Source organism: Bacteroidales bacterium MB20-C3-3, from assembly GCA_035609245.1.
Lineage (GTDB): Bacteria > Bacteroidota > Bacteroidia > Bacteroidales > UBA932 > Bact-08.
In genome coordinates, this window is sequence record CP141202.1 from 779,639 (window position 1) to 801,370 (window position 21,732).

A 21,732-nucleotide genomic window follows, 5' to 3' on the forward strand; every position below is an offset into this window, starting at 1 on the left:
GGAAAAGAGATGGATACAAATAACAATACATACACAGTAATTTACGCTACCGTAATGGTAGTAATTGTGGCAGCACTCCTTGCACTCGCCTCATACCTTCTTAAGGACCGTCAGCAAAGAAATGTTGCACTGGAGACCAAACAACAGATTCTTAAATCTGTTAAACTGGGCCAGGATGCAGAGACAGCAGACGACAAAGCAACCTATATTGAGGGTCTCTATGACAAACATATTGCCGAGACCAAGGTTACATCAGGAGCAGAAGAGCTTACACTCTACATCTGCACAATGGAGAGCGGAGAGAAACTCTACATAATTCCTGTACACGGAACAGGACTATGGGGTCCGGTATGGGGATATGTTGCACTCAAAAGTGATTTCAACACAATTTACGGAGCTACATACGACCACAAAGGGGAGACACCCGGTCTGGGAGCAGAGATTGCCACACCTGAATTCACAAAACAATTTGAGGGCAAACAGATATTCACCAACGGAGAATTCAAGTCAATACTTGTAGTAAAAGGGGGAGCCGATACCGGTTCAACCAACGAGGTTGACGCCATTTCAGGTGGAACAATTACATCCAAAGCTGTAGAGGATATGCTTTTCAAGAGCATCGGACACTATCTTGAGTATTTCAAGGTTGCAGCAGCAAATGCAACACCTGCAGAGAGTATCTCAACTGCAGATTCAACTGCAAAGAGTGACTCTGCTGCTACACCTACACCTAACCCAGTAAACCAGTAAGAGATGGACAAAAAGATATTTATAGAACCATTGTTCAGGAACAACCCCGTAACCGTACTGGTACTGGGTATATGCTCGGCCCTGGCAGTAACTGTCAAACTGGAGCCGGCAATTGTGATGGCCCTCTCAGTGACAATAGTAACCGGTTTTTCCGGATTTATTGTATCGCTGCTAAGAAATACCATTCCAAACAGAATCAGGATTATTGTACAACTTGTTGTTGTAGCAATGCTTGTTATCCTTGTAGACCAGATACTTAAAGCATTTGCATACGATGTAAGCAAACAGCTGTCGGTATTTGTAGGACTGATTATTACCAACTGTATCATTATGGGCCGTATTGAGGCATTTGCCCTTGGTAACAAACCTATTCCCTCACTGGTTGACGGACTGGCAAACGGACTCGGCTACGGTATTATCCTTATAATTATTGCTTTATTCAGAGAGTTCTTTGGATCAGGTACCATTTACGGAATACAGATAATTCCCGCCGAATGGTACATCAAAAACGGAGGCTTCTATGAAAACAACGGACTCTTTATCCTCCCTCCAATGGCACTTATCCTTGTAGGACTGGTAATCTGGGTTCAGAGAAGCATTCAAAAAGAGTTACAGGAAAAATAATAACACATATCCATTATGCAAGATTTAATCAGTTTATTCGTAAAGTCAATCTTTGTTGACAATATGGTATTTGCATATTTCCTTGGAATGTGTTCATACCTTGCCGTATCTAAAAATGTAAAGACAGCAATAGGTCTTGGAGTAGCGGTAATATTCGTGCTCGGAGTAACCCTGCCTGTCAACTACCTTCTCAATGAATATGTACTCACCCCTGCAGCACTGGCGTGGCTGGGACCTGATTTCGCAGGCATAGATCTGAGTTTCCTTAGTTTTATCATATTCATTGCAGTAATTGCCTCAATCACTCAACTTGTTGAGATGATTGTAGAAAAATACTCACCATCGCTCTATGCATCCCTTGGAATATTCCTTCCGCTTATCGCCGTAAACTGCGCCATTCTGGGAGGGTCACTCTTTATGCAGGAGAGAGGATACGAGACACTTGCTGAGGCAACAACCTTCGCACTGGGCTCCGGAATCGGCTGGTTCCTAGCCATTGTAGCACTGGCAGCAATCAGGGAGAAACTCGCATACTCACAAGTGCCTAAACCACTAAGAGGGCTTGGAATCACATTCATTGTTGTTGGTCTTATGGGCATCGCATTTATGAGCTTTATGGGTATTAAACTCTAAGAGGAGGAGAATAAGATGAATATTACACAAATTATAATTATTTCCATAGTAGCCTTTCTTGCGGTTACACTGGCACTTGTTGCCATACTGCTCTACGCAAAGGCTAAACTTATGCCTTCAGGCAAAGTGAAGGTAAATATTAATGATGGAGAGAAAGAGATAGAGGTATCACCCGGCTCTTCTCTTCTCAGCACACTGAGTAACGAAAAGATATTCCTTCCATCGGCCTGCGGTGGCGGCGGAACCTGCGGAATGTGCAAGTGCCGTGTAACCGAAGGTGGCGGAGAGATCCTCCCTACAGAGGTGGGCTTCTTCACCCGCAAACAACAGCAGACACAGTGGCGTCTGGGTTGCCAGGTAAAGGTTAAGGAGGATATGAAAATTGAGATACCGGAAGAGGTATTGGGTATAAAGAAATGGGAGTGTGAAGTTGTCAGCAACAAGAATGTGGCAACCTTCATCAAAGAGTTTGTGGTTAAACTTCCTGAAGGGGAGCACCTCAAATTCAAATCCGGAGGATATATCCAGATTGACATCCCTCCTTGCGAAGTTGACTTTGCAAAAGATATCGATGTTCAGCCTGAGTTCCACGAAGACTGGGACAAGATGAAAATCTGGGATCTAAAGATGAGCAACAAAGAGAACACATACCGTGCATACTCAATGGCCAACCACCCTGCCGAGGGCAATATCGTGATGCTCAACATCCGTATAGCAACCCCACCTTGGGACAGATCCAAAGGAGCATTTATGCCTGTTAACCCGGGAGTCTGCTCATCATACATATTCTCCCGTAAGCCGGGCGATAAAGTAATGGTATCTGGCCCGTACGGCGAATTCTTCATCAAACCTACAGATAACGAAATTGTATTCGTAGGTGGTGGAGCAGGTATGGCACCAATGCGCTCACACATTTTCCACCTTTTCCACACCGAGAAGACCACCCGCAAAGTAAGCTTCTGGTACGGAGCCCGCTCCCTCAGAGAGGTATTCTACGAAGAGGAGTTCCGCGCAATTGAGAAAGAGTTCCCTAACTTCAAGTTCCACATTGCACTCAGCGAAGCCAAACCTGAAGACAACTGGACAGGCCTTACAGGCTTCATCCACAAAGCACTTCTTGACAACTACCTGAGCAAGCACGACTCACCGGAAGATATAGAATACTACCTCTGCGGTCCACCAATGATGAACAGCGCCGTAACCAACATGCTGGACAACCTGGGCGTACCGGAAGAGAATGTCGCATTTGACGACTTTGGCGGCTAACCCGATTCAGCCGTAACCGCTCGGTGAATATTTATAAGGTATGGCTCCCCCACGGGAGCCATATTTTTTTATATGCTGGCTAACCGGCCGGGAACCGGACGTATAAACTGCGAAGCACCTTTTAAACTTGGCGGGAGGCGGTGAATTGGCAGGAGGCGGTGAATTGGCAGGAGGCGGGCTAGGGTTTGACAGGGATATTCGTTTATTTAACAGATAGTTAGATTATTAGAAATTGGTTTTTTGAAAAGTTTTTAAAATTGCAATTTGCAACTATTTATTTTTTAAGCATATATACAAATATCCCTGTCAAACCAATTTTGAACAGATGCGCGCTATATCCGAAAGGCTGTTACTTGCAATCAGACAGCGACAAGTTTAGAGAGTCAATTTCGAGTTTTTGACGTGGGAAACTTTAGTCAACCCTATTTTCGATTCAAAATCCTGAGGGAGGTTGGAAGCAGATTATTTGCACGGGTGCCGATGTTCTTGACAAAACCGAGACCTAATCCACAGTAAGTAACTCGCAGATAACCGGCTGGAGATTCAGGAAGTGAGAGAGAATCTCGGCATAAATAACTGATAGCTTGCTCCTTAGTCAGTTCAACAGAAGGGTATGGACCAGAGTAGTTAACCGAGTAAGCATCAGCATGATCCGGAGGTGCAACCATGTGTTTGCTATTGCCCTTAGCTTTAGAGTTGCCGTAAGCATTAGGTTTGGGGGCGGAACTGCGGCTGGAGTTAGAGTTTAAGTTTGATCTGGATTCAGTCTTGAGAGATGAGTTAGAATTTGAGGAAGAGGCGTCATCGGATTTACGAAGAAGGGCGAGGAAAATACCCTCTCCTTTTACCAGTCCAGGATGAAGACGAAGAGAGCCCCCTGGTGTGAGAATTATGCCAAGGTTGTTGTTATCAGGTGTTGCTGTGTGATGGAGGGCTGCCTGAAGGTATGGACCAAGGGGTACAATTTGAGCACCGAGTGTTTGGGAGAACCAGCTTATGTTCTCCTCGTTTTCATGCCGGTTCATTGTGCAGGTGGAGTATGCGAGGTGACCACCTGGCTCTAGTGTTTCCCAGATATCTTTAACAATTTTACGCTGACGTACAACACACTCATTTACAGCTCGCACAGACCACTCATTGATTGACTCGGGATCCTTTCTGAACATTCCTTCACCTGAGCAGGGGGCATCGACAAGGATGAAGTCGAAGCGGTGTCCAAGTTTTGCGAAGGCCGATGGGTCAAGCGAGGTGACGGTGATGCGGGGGTCGCCCCATTTGGTGATGTTCTCCCGAAGGGTGGCGGCGCGGGAGCGGATAATTTCGTTGGCGGTGAGGCCGCCAGCACGGGCGGCAGCCGGGCCTTCGGCCGGGCTGCCCGCCGCCCCGCCCATCATACTCGCAAGATGAGTTGTCTTACCTCCAGGCGCAGCACACAAATCCAGCAGCCTGGCAGCGCCGGCTGCAAGCGGGCGCAGCACCTCAATAATCATCGAACTAGGCTCCTGGACATAATAGGCACCTGCGTGAAAAGCGGGATCCATTGTGAAATTAGGGCGCTCGGCAAGATAGAGGCCGTCAGGGCACCATGGGATTTGGGCTGGCCCGCCGCTCTCTGCCGGCCACCCGCCTTCGGCGGGATGGCCGGCAGCAAGCGAGTGGCCGGCTGCGGCAAGCCGAGGCCATTTGGCCGGATTCTTGCGTATAGAAGTTACAGGCGGAGTGGTGAGAATAGCCTCAGTGATTTTACCTGCGAGGTCGTTGCCCACAGCCTCGCGCAGCATTTCAGAAAATTCCGGAGGTAGTACCCTTTCCGCCATCAATTAATCTTCTATTTATCTGATTCTGTTACCGGCATAATAGTTTGCACCCCAGAGGTCATACCTGGCGTACTGCTTCTGAAGCCTCTCTACAAAATTATCGAGATTTCGCACAAAAGGCAAAGACCAGTATACCTCGGCAATTGCACTTAGTCTGGGAAAAATACCATATTCAAGCCTCTGTCTGTGAGGAAAATACTCGGTCCACATACAACCCTGTCCACCAAGAATATTAGATGCAGTTTCAGCGCTTAGCTCCAGAGGAACAGGCTCAAAGTTATATACATCAGAAAGAGCAACCTTCCAGTCGCGATGACTCAGAGAATCCTCTTTGTCTCTCTGTTTTATATTAAAATAGCTCTGTCTCATTGGAGTAAGAATTGTTTTGTGTCCCTGTTCAGCAGCCTTATAGCCATTAGTCGCATTTCTCCAGCTCATTACAACAGAGCCCGGTACAAGACCATCGTCTATCATCTCGTCCCATCCTACAATCACCCGGCCTCTCTCACTCATCACTGCAGACAGCTTCTCTACAAAATGTTTTTGGAGCAGATTGAAATCGGCAATTCCCCTCTCCCTCATATACTGCTTTGTACTCTCAGACTCCTCCCACCAGCGCTTGGCACACTCATCGGCACCAATATGGATAAGTTTTGACGGGAAGATATCCATAAGCTCATTGAAGATATCCTTGAGAAAAACGAACAACTCTTCAGATGGGGCAAGCACATTATTCTGTCTGTTATAGATTCCCCAGGTTATTGCCGGTTGCTTCGGAATTTCAGGAGTTGTACTGAACTGCGGATAGCTTGAAATTATTGCCATTGAGTGGCCCGGAACATCTATCTCCGGAACCACTGTGATATACCTCTCAGAGGCATATTTAACTATATCCTTTAGCTGCTCTGCAGTATAAAAACCGCCATACCTTGTTGAATCCACACCGGTTCCAGGGAATACACCAATAATTGTCCCCGCTCTCCACGAGCCAATAGAGTTGAGTTTTGGATACTTCTTGCTCTCAATCCTGTAGGCCTGGTCATCAGTAAGGTGAATATGAAAATAGTTCATCTTATGAAGAGCCAGATAATCAATATATTGTTTAATATAATCAACAGACCATATATGCCTTACAACATCCAGGTGCATCCCCCTGTACTCAAATCTTGGAGCATCCTCAACCTCAGCAAAAGGGACCGAGAGAGATTTTATCTTGACACCTTCTGCTCTAGATGCAACTGGCACCTCTGATGCCTTTTTGCCAACAGTTACAACACCGGTAAGCGACTCGGGAACAGGCAATAGCTGTATAAACGACTGAACAGCATAGAAAACCCCCTGTCTTCCCTCCCCCTCCAGTACAACTCCTGCGTCAGATACCTTAAGCCGATAGCCACTTTCGGCAACACTACCGGCAGGATTGCCCGGATCAAATGAGCCTTCAGCAACTCTGCCGGCTCCATCAGGAGTAAGGGCGAGCACAATTGCCGATTTTTCCTTTTTAACTCTTTTGCTTCCCTTTACAACCTCAATTTCAAGACCGTAATACCTCTTAAGGTATCCGTATAAAAAACCGGCAGAGGGGTCAAGCGATGAATCGGTGACAACTATCTTAACCGAGCCGTCCAAATTGAAAAAGCCTCCACCCTGACTCACAATTTTTTGCGGCTGAGGGATAATTGATGTTTTTGACTGACCACTCATCTTGTTAGAAAAAAGAAAAAATGTATTTGCCGAAACCAGAATCAGAAAAGTCACGGCGTATTTTAGAATTTTACTCATTATTTTAAATTTAACGCAGCCTCTAATCTGTCAGTCAGCTGATTAACAGCCTCCTGCAACTTTCCGCCCAGCATCATCTTAAACATTCCACCAAGCTCAGCCTCCAGCTCAATATTAAAAAGACTCTGCAAAGCACCCCCATCCTCAATCCTCACAAAGATCCTGAACGGCACAGGCGACGGACCAAAAGACTCATATTTCACAACAGAAAAAGGAATCTTCTCGGCAATCCTTATTCCCAGCTCAAAACCCTGCATCTTACCCCTTATAGACTCAGAAGAAGACACAACACCAGCCTTCTCAAGCTGATCCAGCGGCATACCCCTGGTAAAATTTGTAAGATCAGAGAAAATCGCAAATAACTCGCTGGCAGGACGAGAAACCCTTATCTGTCTGCCTGTTGCATTTGTAGTACCCATGATTCAAAAAATAAAAAGAGAGCTGAATGCTACTCCACACCCCACATATCCGGGCGGAAACGCCATTCACGCAAAGTTTCAAGCTCCTCCTGCCTGATATAGCTGCAACTTACAGCCTCCTCAATAAGAGTATCATAATTTGTAAGAGTTCTCAACTCCAGATTTCTGTACTCAAAAGCGCGCCTGCTCTTATCAAAATTATAAGAGAAAATAGCAACCATACCAAGCACATGTCCCCCTGCCCTCTCAACAGCCTCCACTGCAGAAAGCGAGCTTTGTCCGGTTGATATCAGATCCTCCACCATCACAACATTAGCACCCTCAGGAAGATCACCCTCCACCTGAGCACCAGTACCATGATCCTTTGGTTTAGGCCTCACATAAACAAAAGGCTTACCCAGAAACTCAGCCACAAGCATTCCCCACGCAATAGCACCGGTAGCAACACCAGCAATATAATCGGCCTTAGGATAATTCTGCTCCACTATTCTCGCAAGACTCTTATATACAATCTCCCTTGCCTTTGGATAAGACAAGATCTTTCTGTTATCACAATAGATAGGCGCCTTCCAGCCCGATGCCCACACAAAAGGTTTATCAGGACTCAGCCTCACCGCTTTAATCTCCAGCAACTGTCTGGCTATAATTTTTTCAATAGACTCCATAAAAAAAAGTATCTTTGCACAAAGATAGTAATTTCATTCCTATTTTTTAATGTACAGAATCTACTTCAACCAGCGCTGCCTGGCAGTCTGCTCTCCAAAACATGCCGCATTAAGCGAACCGGACGCAGTAATATACTCTCCGGAGATCCACCCACCCCTCGCAGAGCTCGCAAGATACTTTGACCAAACCCCCACACTTGAGAAACTCTACATCTCAACAGAAGACAAGCCCGGTACCATAGCCCGAATCACATCTGACCTCACCCCCATCACAGCAGCCGGAGGAATAGTCACCAACAAAAAAGGCGAATACCTCATAATTTTCCACCACGGAGTATGGGACTTTCCCAAAGGCATGCAAGAGCCCGATGAAGAGATTGGCAACACAGCCATCCGCGAAGTAGAAGAGGAGTGCGGCGTTCACGACCTCAAAATACTCAACTACCTTAGCGACACATTCCACACCTACCACCGCAACGGCCTTTTCTACCTAAAGACCACCCACTGGTACCTGATGGAGTACCAAGGCAACGGCACCGAAACCCATCCCCAGCAAGAAGAGGAGATCGAACGCGCCATCTGGGTCCCCGCCCGCGAACTCCCCACCTACCTCGACACCAGCTACCCCGCCATCCGCTACCTCTACCAAAGAGCCCTCGCCACCACCTAGCCTGGCGGGCACCACCTAGCCTGGCGGGCACCACCTTGCCACAGTTTTTGGCAAGTTGTTGTTTTTCTTGCACTTACTAAGTGCATTTTCTTGACAAATTCAATGCTTCTAAAAAACGCATATGGTAAATATCTCTTTATAAGACACTTGCCAAAAACTGTGGCAAGGTGAAGCCGTGGATTGTCTAAATATTGATAATCTGGGACTTAGAACCGTGCGGGTTTCGCAAAAATCAACTGCCGAATGGCTAACATAAAGCCGGGCGGGCGGGTAACCGCCTGGCCTCCCGCCCGGCACCATATAAATGCCTCCGTTCCGCAGCAGGGTTGACAGGGATATTCGTTTATGTTCTTAAAAGACAAGCAATTGAAAATCATATTTTAAAAAACTTTTCAAAAAACCAATTTTTAAGTGTCTAACTCCCTGTTAGATAAACGAATATCCCTGTCAAACCGCCAAGTTTATAAGGTGCTTCGCAGTTTATACGGCCGGTTCCCGGCCGGTTTAAGTGGTGCTTCGCAGGCTTAGCCGTTCGGCAGTAAGATTTTCTGCATAAGAATGTCAGTCTGGAGATCCTGGCCAAGACGAAATGTGTGCTTGCCAAAGTACTGAAAGATATTTTGCTTGTAGAAATCGATAGCATTGTAGTTGCGCTCCCAGACACCCAGCCAGAGAATTGGGGCGCGCCTGGAGAGGGCAAGCTGAATAGAAAAATCAAGAAGGTATCGGCCTATACCTTTGCACTGAAACTTACTCAGAACATAAATTCTCTCAAGCTCCACATTAAGGAAATTAAGTTTCAGATAAGCAGCCGGTTCGAAATCAGTGGCAGACTCAGCATCAAGAAATAGAAAGTAAAACTCAGAATTCGGGTTCTCAAGTTCCCGGCTGAGAGCCTCAAGAGAGAGGCTATTCTCAAGATAATCAATAATATTCTGATGAGTATTACTCATCCAAAAGGTCTCATAAAATGTCCTGCGGCTGATTCGTTGGAGAGATTCAATCTCATCGGCCTTAACCCGCCTTACCAAAAACTTATCCATAACTTAATTTTCTTAATTAAAATTAATAAAAAATTAAGTTTTGCACACTTTTCTTATGTTTTCAAATGACCTGGGAACCAAATACTTAATTTGCGAGTAAGTCGCATGACAGTTAAACCTTAAAGACTTAATTATAAAAGCTACCTCTTCCCTATCTATATCCCTGATTATTCGGTTCTTAAGCAATGAATTAAAATAACTAAAAACCTTATCATCCGGTGTGCGTTTCCTTAGCGGAACCTTACCATCCTTAAAAATCGGCTTAAATTCATTTACCTCTTTGTTAAGTGTGTATGCCGATGAGTAGTTGGATAGTGCATAGGAGGCATCAACTTCAATGTATTTATCAAGAAGGTGTCTGCCACCGGAAAAATACTGGTTCGCCGAACTCCAGAAATACTCCTCGTGCACCCGGCACATATTCGCTCGTTTGGCATTGCTAAGCAGATAGAGAAAAGTCTCCTTGATTAAACTGCTTTTATAAAGCGGCGAGCTGCCGAAAGGTGTATCAAAGACCGATTTAATTACCGGATACTGTCTTTTATACCACATTGTATATCTGAACATTATCTGCCCCATAAGCCGGGTAATGTTCTCGGTTTTACACAAAAAATGGAAATGGTTATCTAATAAAATATACCCCAGCAGACTCGACCCTGTTTCCTTAAACACCTCATTAGTAATAATAAGGAACATAATTCTATCATCATCCTTTAGAAAAACTAACCGGCTCTGATAGCCCCTGACATAGACATGAAAAAAACCACTTAGAACTCTCTTCCTCCTCCTTGCCCTTCTTTTTCCTCCGGATCTGTTTCTATTAACCTCCTTTTGAACTTTTCTCTGCATAAGAAGACTCTCAAATTTCCTTTCTATCATCTCATTAAACTCCTCCACTGAAAAAATAAGTTTGAGCTAAGTTATGGATAAGAAAACAGACAAGCCGATTTTAAGTATTTAAAATCGGCTATAAATAATTAGCTTTTCTTCTGGCAAATTTATATTATTTGATCACCTTAAATCATTAATAAAATATCCGGAAGGGTATGGCTCCGCCAGGCGAAAAGAGGATGGAGCTAACGGCTGACCGGATGAAGTGAATTTTGATATAATAATTGTATATACAGTATTATCCTTAGCAGTGTATCTGACCAGTCTCGGATTATATGAACCAGATTCAATACCCAAAGTAATTGTTTTATATGCTGTATGTTTATTCTTTGGTTTCAACTCTATAGTATACAAGCCCTTATTATCCAGTGACGATTTTTCTGAAAAGGTATACCCTTTATCAATAGAGCCAAAAAAGCCCATAGGATTTTCAACTATATCAGTATGGCCGGGATCATGATGGAAAATTGAAATCTCTTTACCAGAATGGTTGACGATCCATTTAGTTTCACCATCACAAAATAACTCAAGTTCATTGTTTTCCATTTTATATGCACCACCTGATGCTACCACACTACCTTTATAACTACCTGAACCAGATATCATTTCAAACTCCATAGTTACCAAACTCTTGCTCTTGATATTGTTTGTAAAAGAGTTAAGCAGATCCTGCGTCTTTAAGGTTTTTGCTTGGGCTTGTATTTGGGTATGAGCCGACACTTGGATCAGTAAAAAAACAAAAAAGAAAAGAAAAGTGTTGACAGGGATTTTCATTTATATTACAGACAATCAGGTGTTTATAATTATGTTTTTATAAAACTTTTTCAAAATCACATTGCTAACAGCCTTACAATGTGATATTTATACGAATATCCCACTCAAACCCCCGGCGGGCGGGAAGGCGAGCGGGCGGGCGGGCGGCGGGCGGGCCGCCCGCCCGCTTCGCGGGTTCTAATCCAGACTCGCGAGTATGCGGTCAAGGGAGTTGAAGTCCGTGATGAGGACCTGGCGGGCCTTGCTACCTTCGCTTGGGCCGACAATGCCGGCGGCTTCAAGCTGGTCCATTATGCGGCCGGCTCGGTTGTATCCAAGGTTCATCCGTCTCTGGATGAGAGATGTAGATCCCTGCTGATACTGAACCACAAGTTTAGCCGCTTCGTCAAAGAGCTTATCTCGCTTGCCAAGGTCAACCTCGCCGGCCATGGCCTCTCCCTCCTCTCCTGCATATTCAGGCAAATAGTGTGCCGTTGAGTAGCCCCTCTGATCGCTGATAAACTGTACAACTCGGTCAATCTCTTTGGTCTCAATAAGAGCACACTGCACACGGGTGAGTTCGGCACCGGACATAAAGAGCATATCTCCGCGACCGATAAGCTGATTGGCACCGGTAGTATCGAGTATGGTGCGGGAGTCAATGCTTGATATAACTTTGAAAGCGATTCGGGCTGGGAAGTTTGCTTTGATAAGGCCTGTAATTATATTAGTGGTTGGACGCTGGGTAGCTATTACAAGGTGAATGCCGATAGCCCGGGCCAGCTGGGCGAGCCTGGTCAGAGGCTCCTCCACCTCCCGCCCGGCGGTCATAAGCAGGTCTGCATACTCGTCAATAACCACTACAATAAATGGCATAAACCTGTGTCCCTTAAGAGGATTCAGTCTTCTTGAGAGGAATTTTTCATTGTACTCTTTAATGTTGCGTACATGGGCAGTTTTCAGAAGATCGTAACGGGAATCCATCTCAATTGTCAGGGACTTGAGAGTATATACAACTTTCTGTGTATCAGTAATTATAGCCTCCTCTGCATCAGGAAGTTTTGCAAGGAAATGGTGTTCTATTTTAGAGTAGAGCGAGAGCTCAACCTTCTTTGGATCCACAAGCACAAATTTCATCTCAGAGGGGTGCTTTGTGTAAAGGAGGGAGGTAATAATTGCATTAAGACCTACAGATTTACCCTGACCGGTAGCACCGGCAACAAGCAGGTGAGGCATTTTGGCAAGGTCAAAAGTAAGAGGCTCGTTTGAAATGGTACGGCCGAGAACAATTGGGAGCTCGTAGCCGGAGTTTCTGAATTTATCCTCCATAAGCATAGTCTTGAGAGGTACTACACTCGGCTTTGAATTTGCAACCTCAATACCCACACTGTTGGTTCCCGGTATTGGTGCGATTATACGCACACCCCTTGCGGCAAGAGACATTGCGATATCATCCTCAAGTCTTTTAATCTGAGATATCCTGACACCCGCAGACGGGGTGATTTCATACATAGTAACAGTTGGGCCTGTTCTGGCTGTAATTCTGTCAATGCCTATTTTATAGTCGCCGAGAGTCTTAACAATTCTCCTCTTGTTCATCTCCAGCTCCTCCCTTGAGACCTCAAAGCGTTTGTCACGGTAGTCATCAAGCAGCTCTATGCCGGGTGATTTGTAACTTGAGAGGTCAAGTCTTGGGTCAAAAAGAGTATCAAGAGATCCGGGAGGTATATCCTTAAGGAAGTCCTGGGAGGAGTCATCTGTATCTTCAGTATTCTCGTCTTCCTGAATTGTCTCTTCACCTGAGATATCTTCGTTAAAAATATCGATTGGGGTCTCAAGTGGGATTTCGAGAGGAATTTCACCTGTGGCGGCTGCACCCGCAGCGCTTCCCGCTGCCGCCTCCGCCGCACCGGGACAGGCCGCCTCGCTCCGCTCGGCCGCCTCATCACCCGCAACACCCCCATCACCATCAATTATCAACTCAAACGGATCCTCCGGATCCTCACCCGCTGCCGCAGCAACATCGGCACCCGCAACTGCATCGGCCTCAAGCGGCTTCTCCTTTGGTTTGCGGTGGAAAATGGCAGCAATACCCATATTGAACCAGCTCACAAAACGGTAACTGCACAAAAAGAGCCACAGGACAAGGATTGTGGAGACCAGCAACCCGGCTCCGGTAGCGCCAATCATTGAGATAAGCCATTCATTCACATAGTAACCGTAAGAGCCCCCTGCGCCATTGCCAAACCAGTCCACAAAACGGGTAAAACCAAATATGTAGGAGAAAAATACTGAAATAATAATGGCGCCGAAAGCAGAGAGGAAAAAGAGTCTCAGAAGTCGCACCCTCTTAATTCTAAGAGAGAAAATAGCAACCGCACCAAAGAAAAATGGAATAACAAATGCGCCAAGTCCGAATAATTTTGAAATTAGCAAATTAGACCACAGAAAGCCCACCTTTCCACCACCATTCTCAACCGGAACAATATTATTCCAGAATTCAGGATTTGAAAGAAGCGACTGATCCTCGGCCCATGTGAAAATATATGATATCAGAGCTATAAAAGTATAGACCGAGAGCCCTCCAAAGAAGAGCCCCGTAATAAGGCGTGCTGCCTCCATCCCTTTGGGCGGGGGTGCGTTTTCACCTGTTTTTGAGCGTGAAGTCCTAACCTTTGGTTTAGAAGCTGTACTTTTTGAGGTACTCTCTTTTGCGCCATTTTCTTTTGTGCCGTTTTCCTTGTTGCTGGCCATATTCGTTTCTCTTCCTTAAAAATTTTAGAATTGACAATGATTAGAGACGCTCTATTTTTGCCCCTATTGCGTTTAGTCTTCTGTCTATATCCTGATACCCTCTGTCAATCTGCTCAATATTTTCAATTATTGAAGTCCCCTTTGCAGACATTGCCGCAATAAGCATTGCAATACCGGCCCTGATATCGGGAGAGACCATCCTGGTACCCCTCAGGCAAAACTCCCTGTTGTGACCAATAATTGTTGCCCGGTGAGGGTCGCACAAAATAATCTGAGCACCCATATCAATAAGCTTGTCCACAAAAAAGAGCCTGCTCTCAAACATCTTCTGATGAATAAGAACACTCCCCTTCGCCTGAGTAGCAACCACAAGGAATACCGAGAGCAGGTCAGGTGTAAGACCCGGCCATGGCGCATCCGCAATAGTCATAATTGAGCCATCCATAAAACTCTCAATCTCATAATGATCGTGCTGAGGAATATAGATATCATCTCCTCTTCGCTCAACAGTAATTCCAAGGCGGCGGAACTGAGCAGGTATAATACCCAGCTCATCGTAGGCTACATTTTTGATTGTGATCTCGCTGCCGGTCATGGCGGCGAGCCCTATAAAGCTGCCAACCTCAATCATATCAGGGAGGATGGTATGCTCTGTTCCGCCCAGCGACTCAACACCCTCAATAACGAGACGATTTGAGCTGATTCCGGAAATTTTCGCACCCATTCTCACAAGCATTTTGCAAAGTTGCTGAAGGTATGGTTCGCAAGCTGCATTATAAATAATTGTAGTCCCCTTTGCAAGAACAGCAGCCATGACAATATTTGCAGTACCGGTTACAGATGCCTCATCAAGAAGCATATAGGCACCATTAAGACCATCCTTTGCAGTGATCTCAAAATATGAAGCACCCTGCTGCCAGTTAAGTTTTGCACCAAGATTCTCAAAACCAATAAGATGAGTATCAAGCCTTCTTCTGCCAATCTTGTCACCGCCCGGTTTAGGCATATAGGCAAAGCCGAATCTTGCGAGCAGCGGACCGGTAAGCATCACAGAGCCACGAAGCGCGGAGGACTTCCTGCGGAACTCCTCGCTGCGGACAAAATCAAGATTGATGTTGCGGGCAGTGAAGGCGTATGAGCGGGAGATGAGGCGGGCGGCGCCGGCTTCGCCGGCAGGGCTGCCGTGGGCAGCCCCGGAAGCGGCTCGCGCCGCTTCCGCGCCGCCCGCTCCCCCGCCTGTCTCGCCTCCCCCGCCTGCGGCGGCAGGAGCCGGAGCTCCGGCCGCCGCTTCCGCCGCCGCCTCGCCCAGCTCCTCCACCACAACACCCAGATCCCCAAGCATCTCCACCAATTTCATCACATCCAGAATATCAGGCACATTATGCACAACCACCCTTTCCGGAGTAAGTAACACCGCCGATAATATTTGAAGCGCCTCATTCTTAGCACCCTGCGGAACCAACTCGCCCTTAAGCCGATGCCCGCCCTCAACTCTGAATACTGCCATATTTATATCTGATTTATTTATCCAATTTTATTTCTGCCCTTATTGTTATTGCGAAACTTCAGGTTACGATTCCTGTGCTGATTATCCCTGTGCTGAGGATTGTGACCACCCTCTTTGTTGAAGCTGTGGCCCCCCTCCTTAAAGTTGTGCACACCCTCCTTATGAATCCCGATATGAATATTTGGCCCTACAACAAGTTTTCCGCCGGACAACCTCTTGATGTCCGCAAAAATTGTCTCCTCAGTTACCGAATCCTTGTTCCATATAAGATACTGCTGTCTCATATAGTTAGCCAGAACCCTCACCATATTATCCTTAACCTCGCCATCCTCCTTGGCAGCCACCATATCAATCATATTCTGGATATTTCTTCCATAGTGAGCAGCCTTTAAAGGGGTAGTCTCAAGCGGAATAGGATGAGGTTTTGTTGAAAAAGTCTCCTTGGTGGGAGTTGGATAAGGTGATTCGATATCAATATCAAAATCAGAAATTATCTGGACATGATCCCACAACTTGTGTCTGAAATCACTGATATCCCTCAGCGAAGGATTTAAAATCCCCATAACCGTAAGAACAGTCTTAATCTGCTCATTGCGCTTCTCCTTGTCCTCTATCCCCTTCACATACTCAATCATCTTCTGGACATTCCTGCCGTACTCCGGCATAATAAGCTTTTTCCTTTGTGTATTGTAATCCATTTCTAGAATTGTTAATCAAATTTCTGATTCTATTTATTTTTTGCGGGTACTCCCGGCAGCCGCCGGAGCACCTTCGCCAGGCTTCTCCACCCGCCCAATATTCTCTAACTCAACACAGATCTTTGCACCAAGCTCCTCAAGATAGAGAGAGGCCACCTTACTATCGGCCCAAAGCACCCTACCCTCCCTCTTCTCAAAAGAGCCGCATAAAATCTGCACCCTGTCACCCGATGTTACAAGCTCCCTGTTTTCGGCATAAACAAGAAACTCCCTTATTGCCTCTATCTCCTCATCCCTTACCCTGGCGGGACGCCTGTCGTACCAAATAAAATTGGCAACACCGGGTATCTGCTTCAAATTATAGAGAGTATGCTCGTCGCACTTAACAAATACATACGACCTGAATAGCGGCTCCTCTACAACCTTGATTCTGTCACTCCACTTTCTTTTAAGTCTGTGAAGCGGGAGATATACCTCAACCCCCCCCTTTTCAACACCCTCCGCCTCAATCCTGGCAGCAACTTGTTTCTCCGCCCTTGCAGCAGTGTAAAGAACATACCAGCTCATAATTACCTCTTATAAAGACCAGTACATAAACTTCGCCTCCATCTCCCTGAAGAGTCCTCTAACATCAACAAAGAGTCCCCCCTCAGCAAGCAAGGCCGATAGCCCTTTCACCCCCATCTCTCTGTACTCTTTATGAGCAACAGCAAGAATTACAGCATCATACATCCCCTCCGCCTTTGGCTCAAGCACAATTCCGTACTCATCCAGCACCTCGGCACCATCCGCCTTAGGATCAACAACATCCACCTGTAAATTGTACGACTGAAGCTCATTCACAATATCAGCCACCCGAGTATTTCTTATATCAGAGACATTCTCCTTGTATGTGAAACCTAAGACCAGAACCCGCAATCCTGCCCTGCTGGCGGCGGGCGCAGCGGCCCCGGCCGCTGTGCCGCCCGGCCCGGCTCCTGACGGAGCCGCGCCCGCCGCCCCGCTCACCACTCGCGCCCCGAGCAACCGCTTCACCGTCTGCTTCGCAATATACCCACCCATCGAATCATTCACAAACCTCCCGCTCGCCACCATCTGAGTATGATACTTAAGCGCAGCAGCCTTATGTACAAGATAGTACGGATCCACGCCGATGCAATGTCCCCCTACCAGCCCCGGTGTAAACGGAAGAAAATTCCATTTAGTCCCCGCAGCCTTAAGCACATCATAAGTATTTATCCCCATCCTGTTAAACAGAATCGAGAGCTCATTCATAAGCGCAATATTAACATCACGCTGAGTATTCTCAATAATTTTTGCAGCCTCAGCCACCTTCATTGCCGGAGCCCTGTGCACACCCGCCTTCACAACCAGCTCATAGACACGAGCCACCAGATCAAGCGTCTCACCATCACACCCCGACACAATCTTCACAGTGTTCTGCAACGAATGCTCAGTATCACCCGGATTTATCCTCTCAGGCGAATACCCCACCTTAAAATCCACCCCACACTTCAACCCGCTGAGAGACTCAAGCACAGGCACACACTCCTCCTCGGTACACCCCGGATAAACCGTCGACTCATAAACAACCACATCCCCCCTCTTCAAATATTTACCCACACTTTTAGTAGCACTCAACAACGGCGATAAATCAGGCTTGTTATGCCTGTCAACCGGAGTCGGCACAGCCACCACAATAAACCGAGCCCCCTTCAGCTCCGCCGGATTTGTCGTAAACGAAATCCTCCTCCCCGAAAACGAATCGGCACCAATCTCCCCGTTAGGATCAACCCCCTTCCACAACTTCGCCACCAGCGCCTCATCCACATCCACCCCCACAACATCCACAAACCTCGCAAACTCCAGAGCCAGAGGCAACCCCACATAACCCAACCCCACAACCGCCAGCTTCACCCTCCCCTCCTTAAGTTCACCATAAATCTTACTATATAAAATATCCATCACACCATAATTTTCTCATACAAAGATAAAAAAAGAGACCGACTAAATACCACCTTCCCCCTCTTTTCTGCCACCTTGCCACAGTTTTTGGCAAGTTGCTGTATTCCTGACACATAATAAGAGCATTTTTTCGCTAAGCTCAACGCTTAGCAAAAAATCCTTATAGCAAATACCTCTATACCTGACACTTGCCAAAAACTGTGGCAAGGTGCCCCCTCCCCCCCCCAACCGCCTGTGAAGGATTTATATGGTGCCGGGCATGAAGCCCGGCCTGAGTTGGCCATTCGGCACAAAAAACCCCAACCCGCACCGCCACAACCCAACCAAACCACCCATACCCGCACCGCCGCAACCACCTCTACCCGCACCGCCGCAACCCTCTGTCGCTCTTCACCTTAACACTTAACCCCGCGGATCATCCGCGGGGTTAAGTGTTAAGCAACTCACACCCTGCGCATTACAGCCGCACGGGTCTACCTGTCTACCTGCCTGTCTACCTGCCTCCCTGGTACAGACTACACCGCCTACCCCAAAGTTTAAAAGGTGCTCCGCTTCTTACACGGCCGGTTCCCGGCCGGGCTTAAAAGGTGCTTCGCAGATTTAGCCATTCGGCAAAAGTTATTCTCGCAGCCCGGGTTATTCCCGCGCGCCGCAAGCCACCAAAGAGCTTGCGAAATGAGCGGGAAATAACCCGGACCCCAACTGCGGGAAATAACTTTTCTCATTCTGTCAATCAAATTCGCCTTCGGAGGAGTTTATAAGGTGCCGGGCGCTAATGGCGGTTACCCGCCCGCCCGGCCTGAGTTAGCCATCCGGCAAAAATACCCCAACCCGCACCGCCGCAACCCTCTGTCACTCTTCACCTTAACACTTAACCCCGCGGATGATCCGCGGGGTTAAGTGTTAAGCAACTCAAACCCTGCGCGTTACAGCCGCACGGGTCTACCTTGTGCCGTCCTGAAATAGGTTGACTCAAAAACTCAATTTTTATGAAAAAATTTACAGTCGAGGATGAGCAATCAATTTTTCAGAGAAAGCTCGAACAATTTCAACGCAGGATAGTCTCTGCAGTAGAGCACAAACGGATGACAATGCGAGATGTGATCCAGAAGTACAACATCAAAGATGAAGAGACGATATTACAATGGATGAGAAAATATGGTATTTTTAATCCTGATTACACAATCATTCATACCATGAAAAATGCCGGTGATCCCAGTAATGTCAAGCGTTTGAAAGATCAGCTCAAGGCTAAGGAAGATGAGAACGAGCGGATGCGAAAGGAGATATTTCTTCTCAAGCAAAAGGGTATTATGTTCGACGCTATCGTGCAGGTAGTCAAAGAAGATTACAACATTGACCTGTTAAAAAAAGTTATGCCCGGGCAGTCGACACCTACATCTCCAAAGGGGGACAAGGAGGAATAGTTTTTGGGTGCAGATTACTCGGGAAAACAAAACAAGCCTATTATAAACACAAGAAAAGTCTGAAGACAAAGAAGGTTCAGGCCTTCGTAGCGATATCGCTGGTTAAAAGCCAGCGGGAGTCATTACCACGAATAGGAACAAAGAAGCTACACCACATGCTTTCTCAACCATTAAAAGAAATCAAAATTGGAAGAGATAAGCTGAACGAGATTATTAAGGCCAACGGGATGTTGGTTCCTCCTCTAAGGCAATACAAAATAACAACAAACTCAAGACATCACTTTCCAAAATACAAGGATCTTGTTACCGGAACCAGAATTTTTCAACCAGAACAGGTGTGGGTTGGAGATATAACATACATCAATGCAAAGGATAAATACTACTACCTGTCAATGATTACTGACGCTTATTCGAAGAAGATTATGGGCTATTGCATTGATGAAAATATGAATGTAGAGTTAGTTATCAAGGCACTGGCAATGGCTTTTAATAACAGACAATATCAGACCAAGCTCACCCATCATACAGACCGGGGGTCTCAATATTGCTGCAAAGCATACCAGGAAAAATTAAGAAGAATGAGTGTCATTACAAGTATGACTGAAAACAGCGACCCTTATACCAATGCAATCGCAGAGAGAGTTAACGGGATAATCAAACATGAGTTCCTCATTGATGGCCAGCATCACTCTTTGCTTGAGTTAAAACTACTACTTGCTCAAGCAGTCCATTCTTATAACCACCTCAGACCTCACTTATCATGTCACATGTTAACACCAGACAACATGCACAATCAGAGACAATTAAGAAGGATAGAGTATCGAAACAAATTCCTAAACAAAAAAATCAAAGTCTGAATGAACTCGTTTACTTATATTTGTTAAAATCAGTCAACCTATTTCAGGACGGCACACCTGCCTGCCTGTCTACCTGCCTCCCTCCACACGGTTCACCTGCCTCCCTTCACCGGAGAATCAGGTACAATCCAGAATCCAGTACAATAAATCTAAAATCAAACAAATTTTAGTAACAATCAAACATTTAATAGTCTGAGACTTGAATCAAAATCAGCATTAGTATATATTCAACATTCAAAACCAAAAATTCAAAACTAAAAAAATATGTTATGAAATTTAAGAAAAAGAGGGCGAGAAGAGTACAGGATGGTTACATACATGTTTGCATCAGGGGTAACAGAAGACATAATGTCTTCTACGACAATTCTGACAGATATGAATTTTTGGCCAGGCTTAAGTGGGCAGCAGAGCAACACAGCACAACTGTAATGGAATTTGTTCTGATGGATAATCATGTTCACCTCCTTGTTTCAACTGATAAACTTTCAATGTTTGTAAGCAGCCTTCTGATAAGCTATGTAAAATGGTATAATTTAAAATACTCTACCTCAGGCAATTTATTTGAGAGTCCATTTTTAAGCGCTTCCAAGAATAAAACTGAATGGGCAATCAGAACATCAATGTATATTTTACAAAATCCGGTAAAAGCCGGAATTTGTAAACATCCTGCCGATTATAACTGGAGCTCATGCAGATGCCACTTTAAACGCTTCAACTCGTTTAACAAACACATTAAACTTGACACCTCTTTATGTGATTCAGTGTTTGAAACAGAAATCAAATTTTTAAAAGAAATAGGCGAAAAAATTATAAAAAGCAGCGAACTTACAGAAAAGGAAGAATCCATTAAAGCCAGAATTCCAGATAGTGAAGTTATTAACCACACAAATATTTATTTAAAAAAGAACCACAATTCTAAAAAAATCACTGAACTCAACAAATTGGAAAAGATAATATTAATCAAACATTTATCTCTTAAAACCCAGGCAACAGCCAGGCAAATTGCATCCATCACTCAAGAGAACTACAGGTGGGTGCTCACTCTCTGTAAATCAAATCCAGACAAGCTTTCGGAAGAAGATTGATACCGACACCCGTACCGCCGTAACCCTCTATCGTTCTTCACCTTAACACTTAACCCCGCGGATGATCCGCGGGGTTAAGTGTTAATCAACTCACAATCTGCGCGTTACAACCGCACGGGTCTGCCC

The 21,732-nt window shown here is 45.8% G+C and carries 20 protein-coding genes; 8 read left to right on the forward strand and 12 right to left on the reverse strand.

Annotation, left to right across the window (positions count from 1 at the left end; genetic code table 11):
* The first annotated feature begins 9 nt into the window (after window positions 1-9).
* Genes nqrC through nqrF form a run of 4 tightly spaced genes read left to right on the forward strand, consistent with a single transcriptional unit; the run spans window position 10 to window position 3,273 of the window.
* Window positions 10-750 carry an NADH:ubiquinone reductase (Na(+)-transporting) subunit C gene (nqrC, locus tag U5907_03555; GenBank protein WRQ33727.1) on the forward strand — a complete coding sequence of 247 codons (741 nt, stop codon included), beginning with the start codon at window positions 10-12 and terminating at the stop codon, window positions 748-750.
* Window positions 751-753: 3 nt separating this feature from the next.
* Window positions 754-1,374, forward strand: coding sequence for an NADH:ubiquinone reductase (Na(+)-transporting) subunit D (locus U5907_03560; GenBank protein WRQ33728.1), 621 nt, complete (start codon window positions 754-756; stop codon window positions 1,372-1,374).
* 15 nt (window positions 1,375-1,389) lie between these two features.
* Window positions 1,390-2,007, forward strand: coding sequence for an NADH:ubiquinone reductase (Na(+)-transporting) subunit E (nqrE, locus tag U5907_03565; protein ID WRQ33729.1), 618 nt, complete (start codon window positions 1,390-1,392; stop codon window positions 2,005-2,007).
* Window positions 2,008-2,022: 15 nt separating this feature from the next.
* Window positions 2,023-3,273: an NADH:ubiquinone reductase (Na(+)-transporting) subunit F gene (nqrF, locus tag U5907_03570; protein ID WRQ33730.1), complete on the forward strand. Its 1,251-nt coding sequence runs from the start codon at window positions 2,023-2,025 to the stop codon at window positions 3,271-3,273.
* Between the two features lie 422 nt (window positions 3,274-3,695).
* Here the strand turns inward: nqrF and U5907_03575 are convergent, their stop codons facing one another.
* Genes U5907_03575 through pyrE form a run of 4 tightly spaced genes read right to left on the reverse strand, consistent with a single transcriptional unit; the run spans window position 3,696 to window position 7,956 of the window.
* Window positions 3,696-5,090: a hypothetical protein gene (locus tag U5907_03575; GenBank protein ID WRQ33731.1), complete on the reverse strand. Its 1,395-nt coding sequence runs from the start codon at window positions 5,088-5,090 to the stop codon at window positions 3,696-3,698.
* Between the two features lie 15 nt (window positions 5,091-5,105).
* Window positions 5,106-6,872, reverse strand: a complete 1,767-nt coding sequence (locus tag U5907_03580; protein WRQ33732.1) for a beta-N-acetylhexosaminidase — start codon at window positions 6,870-6,872, stop codon at window positions 5,106-5,108.
* A complete protein-coding gene (locus tag U5907_03585; protein WRQ33733.1) occupies window positions 6,872-7,291 on the reverse strand; it encodes a hypothetical protein in 420 nt (139 codons plus the stop codon). The genes U5907_03580 and U5907_03585 overlap by 1 nt, the downstream gene beginning before the upstream one ends.
* A 29-nt stretch (window positions 7,292-7,320) precedes the next feature.
* Window positions 7,321-7,956, reverse strand: a complete 636-nt coding sequence (gene pyrE / locus U5907_03590) for an orotate phosphoribosyltransferase (protein WRQ33734.1) — start codon at window positions 7,954-7,956, stop codon at window positions 7,321-7,323.
* A 49-nt stretch (window positions 7,957-8,005) separates the two neighbouring features.
* Between pyrE and U5907_03595 the strand changes: the two genes are divergently transcribed.
* On the forward strand, window positions 8,006-8,626 hold the full coding sequence (locus U5907_03595; protein ID WRQ33735.1) for an NUDIX domain-containing protein: 621 nt from the start codon (window positions 8,006-8,008) through the stop codon (window positions 8,624-8,626).
* A gap of 524 nt (window positions 8,627-9,150) precedes the next feature.
* On the opposite strand, the gene U5907_03600 is transcribed toward U5907_03595, so the two are convergent.
* From U5907_03600 to U5907_03635, 8 genes are all read right to left on the reverse strand, one after another.
* On the reverse strand, window positions 9,151-9,669 hold the full coding sequence (locus tag U5907_03600) for a GNAT family N-acetyltransferase (protein WRQ33736.1): 519 nt from the start codon (window positions 9,667-9,669) through the stop codon (window positions 9,151-9,153).
* A 33-nt stretch (window positions 9,670-9,702) separates the two neighbouring features.
* Window positions 9,703-10,566, reverse strand: coding sequence for a hypothetical protein (locus U5907_03605; GenBank protein ID WRQ33737.1), 864 nt, complete (start codon window positions 10,564-10,566; stop codon window positions 9,703-9,705).
* Between the two features lie 114 nt (window positions 10,567-10,680).
* The gene (locus tag U5907_03610; GenBank protein ID WRQ33738.1) at window positions 10,681-11,334 is read right to left on the reverse strand and encodes an outer membrane lipoprotein carrier protein LolA; all 654 of its coding nucleotides are present in this window, start codon (window positions 11,332-11,334) and stop codon (window positions 10,681-10,683) included.
* 177 nt (window positions 11,335-11,511) lie between these two features.
* Window positions 11,512-14,067 (reverse strand): DNA translocase FtsK, encoded by a 2,556-nt coding sequence (locus tag U5907_03615; protein ID WRQ33739.1) that lies wholly within the window; start codon window positions 14,065-14,067, stop codon window positions 11,512-11,514.
* 40 nt (window positions 14,068-14,107) lie between these two features.
* Window positions 14,108-15,574: a UDP-N-acetylglucosamine 1-carboxyvinyltransferase gene (locus tag U5907_03620; GenBank protein ID WRQ33740.1), complete on the reverse strand. Its 1,467-nt coding sequence runs from the start codon at window positions 15,572-15,574 to the stop codon at window positions 14,108-14,110.
* Window positions 15,575-15,591: 17 nt separating this feature from the next.
* Complete coding sequence (locus U5907_03625) at window positions 15,592-16,272, reverse strand: DUF4290 domain-containing protein (protein WRQ33741.1); 681 nt, start codon at window positions 16,270-16,272, stop codon at window positions 15,592-15,594.
* Between the two features lie 33 nt (window positions 16,273-16,305).
* Window positions 16,306-16,839, reverse strand: coding sequence for a UpxY family transcription antiterminator (locus U5907_03630; GenBank protein ID WRQ33742.1), 534 nt, complete (start codon window positions 16,837-16,839; stop codon window positions 16,306-16,308).
* A gap of 9 nt (window positions 16,840-16,848) precedes the next feature.
* Window positions 16,849-18,216 carry a nucleotide sugar dehydrogenase gene (locus U5907_03635; GenBank protein WRQ34077.1) on the reverse strand — a complete coding sequence of 456 codons (1,368 nt, stop codon included), beginning with the start codon at window positions 18,214-18,216 and terminating at the stop codon, window positions 16,849-16,851.
* Between the two features lie 1,010 nt (window positions 18,217-19,226).
* Here U5907_03635 and U5907_03640 point away from each other — a divergent pair.
* The 3 genes from U5907_03640 to U5907_03650 all read left to right on the forward strand — a co-directional run bounded on the left by U5907_03640 (window position 19,227) and on the right by U5907_03650 (window position 21,606).
* Complete coding sequence (locus U5907_03640) at window positions 19,227-19,664, forward strand: hypothetical protein (GenBank protein WRQ33743.1); 438 nt, start codon at window positions 19,227-19,229, stop codon at window positions 19,662-19,664.
* Window positions 19,661-20,521, forward strand: a complete 861-nt coding sequence (locus tag U5907_03645) for an IS3 family transposase (GenBank protein WRQ34078.1) — start codon at window positions 19,661-19,663, stop codon at window positions 20,519-20,521. Before U5907_03640 ends, U5907_03645 begins: the two co-directional genes overlap by 4 nt.
* A 269-nt stretch (window positions 20,522-20,790) precedes the next feature.
* A complete protein-coding gene (locus U5907_03650) occupies window positions 20,791-21,606 on the forward strand; it encodes a transposase (GenBank protein ID WRQ33744.1) in 816 nt (271 codons plus the stop codon).
* Window positions 21,607-21,732: the final 126 nt, after the last annotated feature.

Excerpts from the sequence above, each read along its gene's own strand:
- nqrC (WRQ33727.1), top strand. The coding sequence starts at position 10 with ATGGATACAAATAACAATACATACACAGTAATTTACGCTACCGTAATG.
- U5907_03575 (WRQ33731.1), bottom strand. The coding sequence starts at position 5,090 with ATGGCGGAAAGGGTACTACCTCCGGAATTTTCTGAAATGCTGCGCGAG.
- pyrE (WRQ33734.1), bottom strand. The coding sequence starts at position 7,956 with ATGGAGTCTATTGAAAAAATTATAGCCAGACAGTTGCTGGAGATTAAA.
- U5907_03630 (WRQ33742.1), bottom strand. The coding sequence starts at position 16,839 with ATGAGCTGGTATGTTCTTTACACTGCTGCAAGGGCGGAGAAACAAGTT.
- U5907_03620 (WRQ33740.1), bottom strand. The coding sequence starts at position 15,574 with ATGGCAGTATTCAGAGTTGAGGGCGGGCATCGGCTTAAGGGCGAGTTG.
- U5907_03640 (WRQ33743.1), top strand. The coding sequence starts at position 19,227 with ATGAAAAAATTTACAGTCGAGGATGAGCAATCAATTTTTCAGAGAAAG.
- U5907_03600 (WRQ33736.1), bottom strand. The coding sequence starts at position 9,669 with ATGGATAAGTTTTTGGTAAGGCGGGTTAAGGCCGATGAGATTGAATCT.
- U5907_03610 (WRQ33738.1), bottom strand. The coding sequence starts at position 11,334 with ATGAAAATCCCTGTCAACACTTTTCTTTTCTTTTTTGTTTTTTTACTG.
- U5907_03595 (WRQ33735.1), top strand. The coding sequence starts at position 8,006 with ATGTACAGAATCTACTTCAACCAGCGCTGCCTGGCAGTCTGCTCTCCA.
- U5907_03615 (WRQ33739.1), bottom strand. The coding sequence starts at position 14,067 with ATGGCCAGCAACAAGGAAAACGGCACAAAAGAAAATGGCGCAAAAGAG.
- U5907_03650 (WRQ33744.1), top strand. The coding sequence starts at position 20,791 with ATGAAATTTAAGAAAAAGAGGGCGAGAAGAGTACAGGATGGTTACATA.
- U5907_03580 (WRQ33732.1), bottom strand. The coding sequence starts at position 6,872 with ATGAGTAAAATTCTAAAATACGCCGTGACTTTTCTGATTCTGGTTTCG.
- nqrF (WRQ33730.1), top strand. The coding sequence starts at position 2,023 with ATGAATATTACACAAATTATAATTATTTCCATAGTAGCCTTTCTTGCG.
- U5907_03585 (WRQ33733.1), bottom strand. The coding sequence starts at position 7,291 with ATGGGTACTACAAATGCAACAGGCAGACAGATAAGGGTTTCTCGTCCT.
- U5907_03560 (WRQ33728.1), top strand. The coding sequence starts at position 754 with ATGGACAAAAAGATATTTATAGAACCATTGTTCAGGAACAACCCCGTA.
- U5907_03625 (WRQ33741.1), bottom strand. The coding sequence starts at position 16,272 with ATGGATTACAATACACAAAGGAAAAAGCTTATTATGCCGGAGTACGGC.
- nqrE (WRQ33729.1), top strand. The coding sequence starts at position 1,390 with ATGCAAGATTTAATCAGTTTATTCGTAAAGTCAATCTTTGTTGACAAT.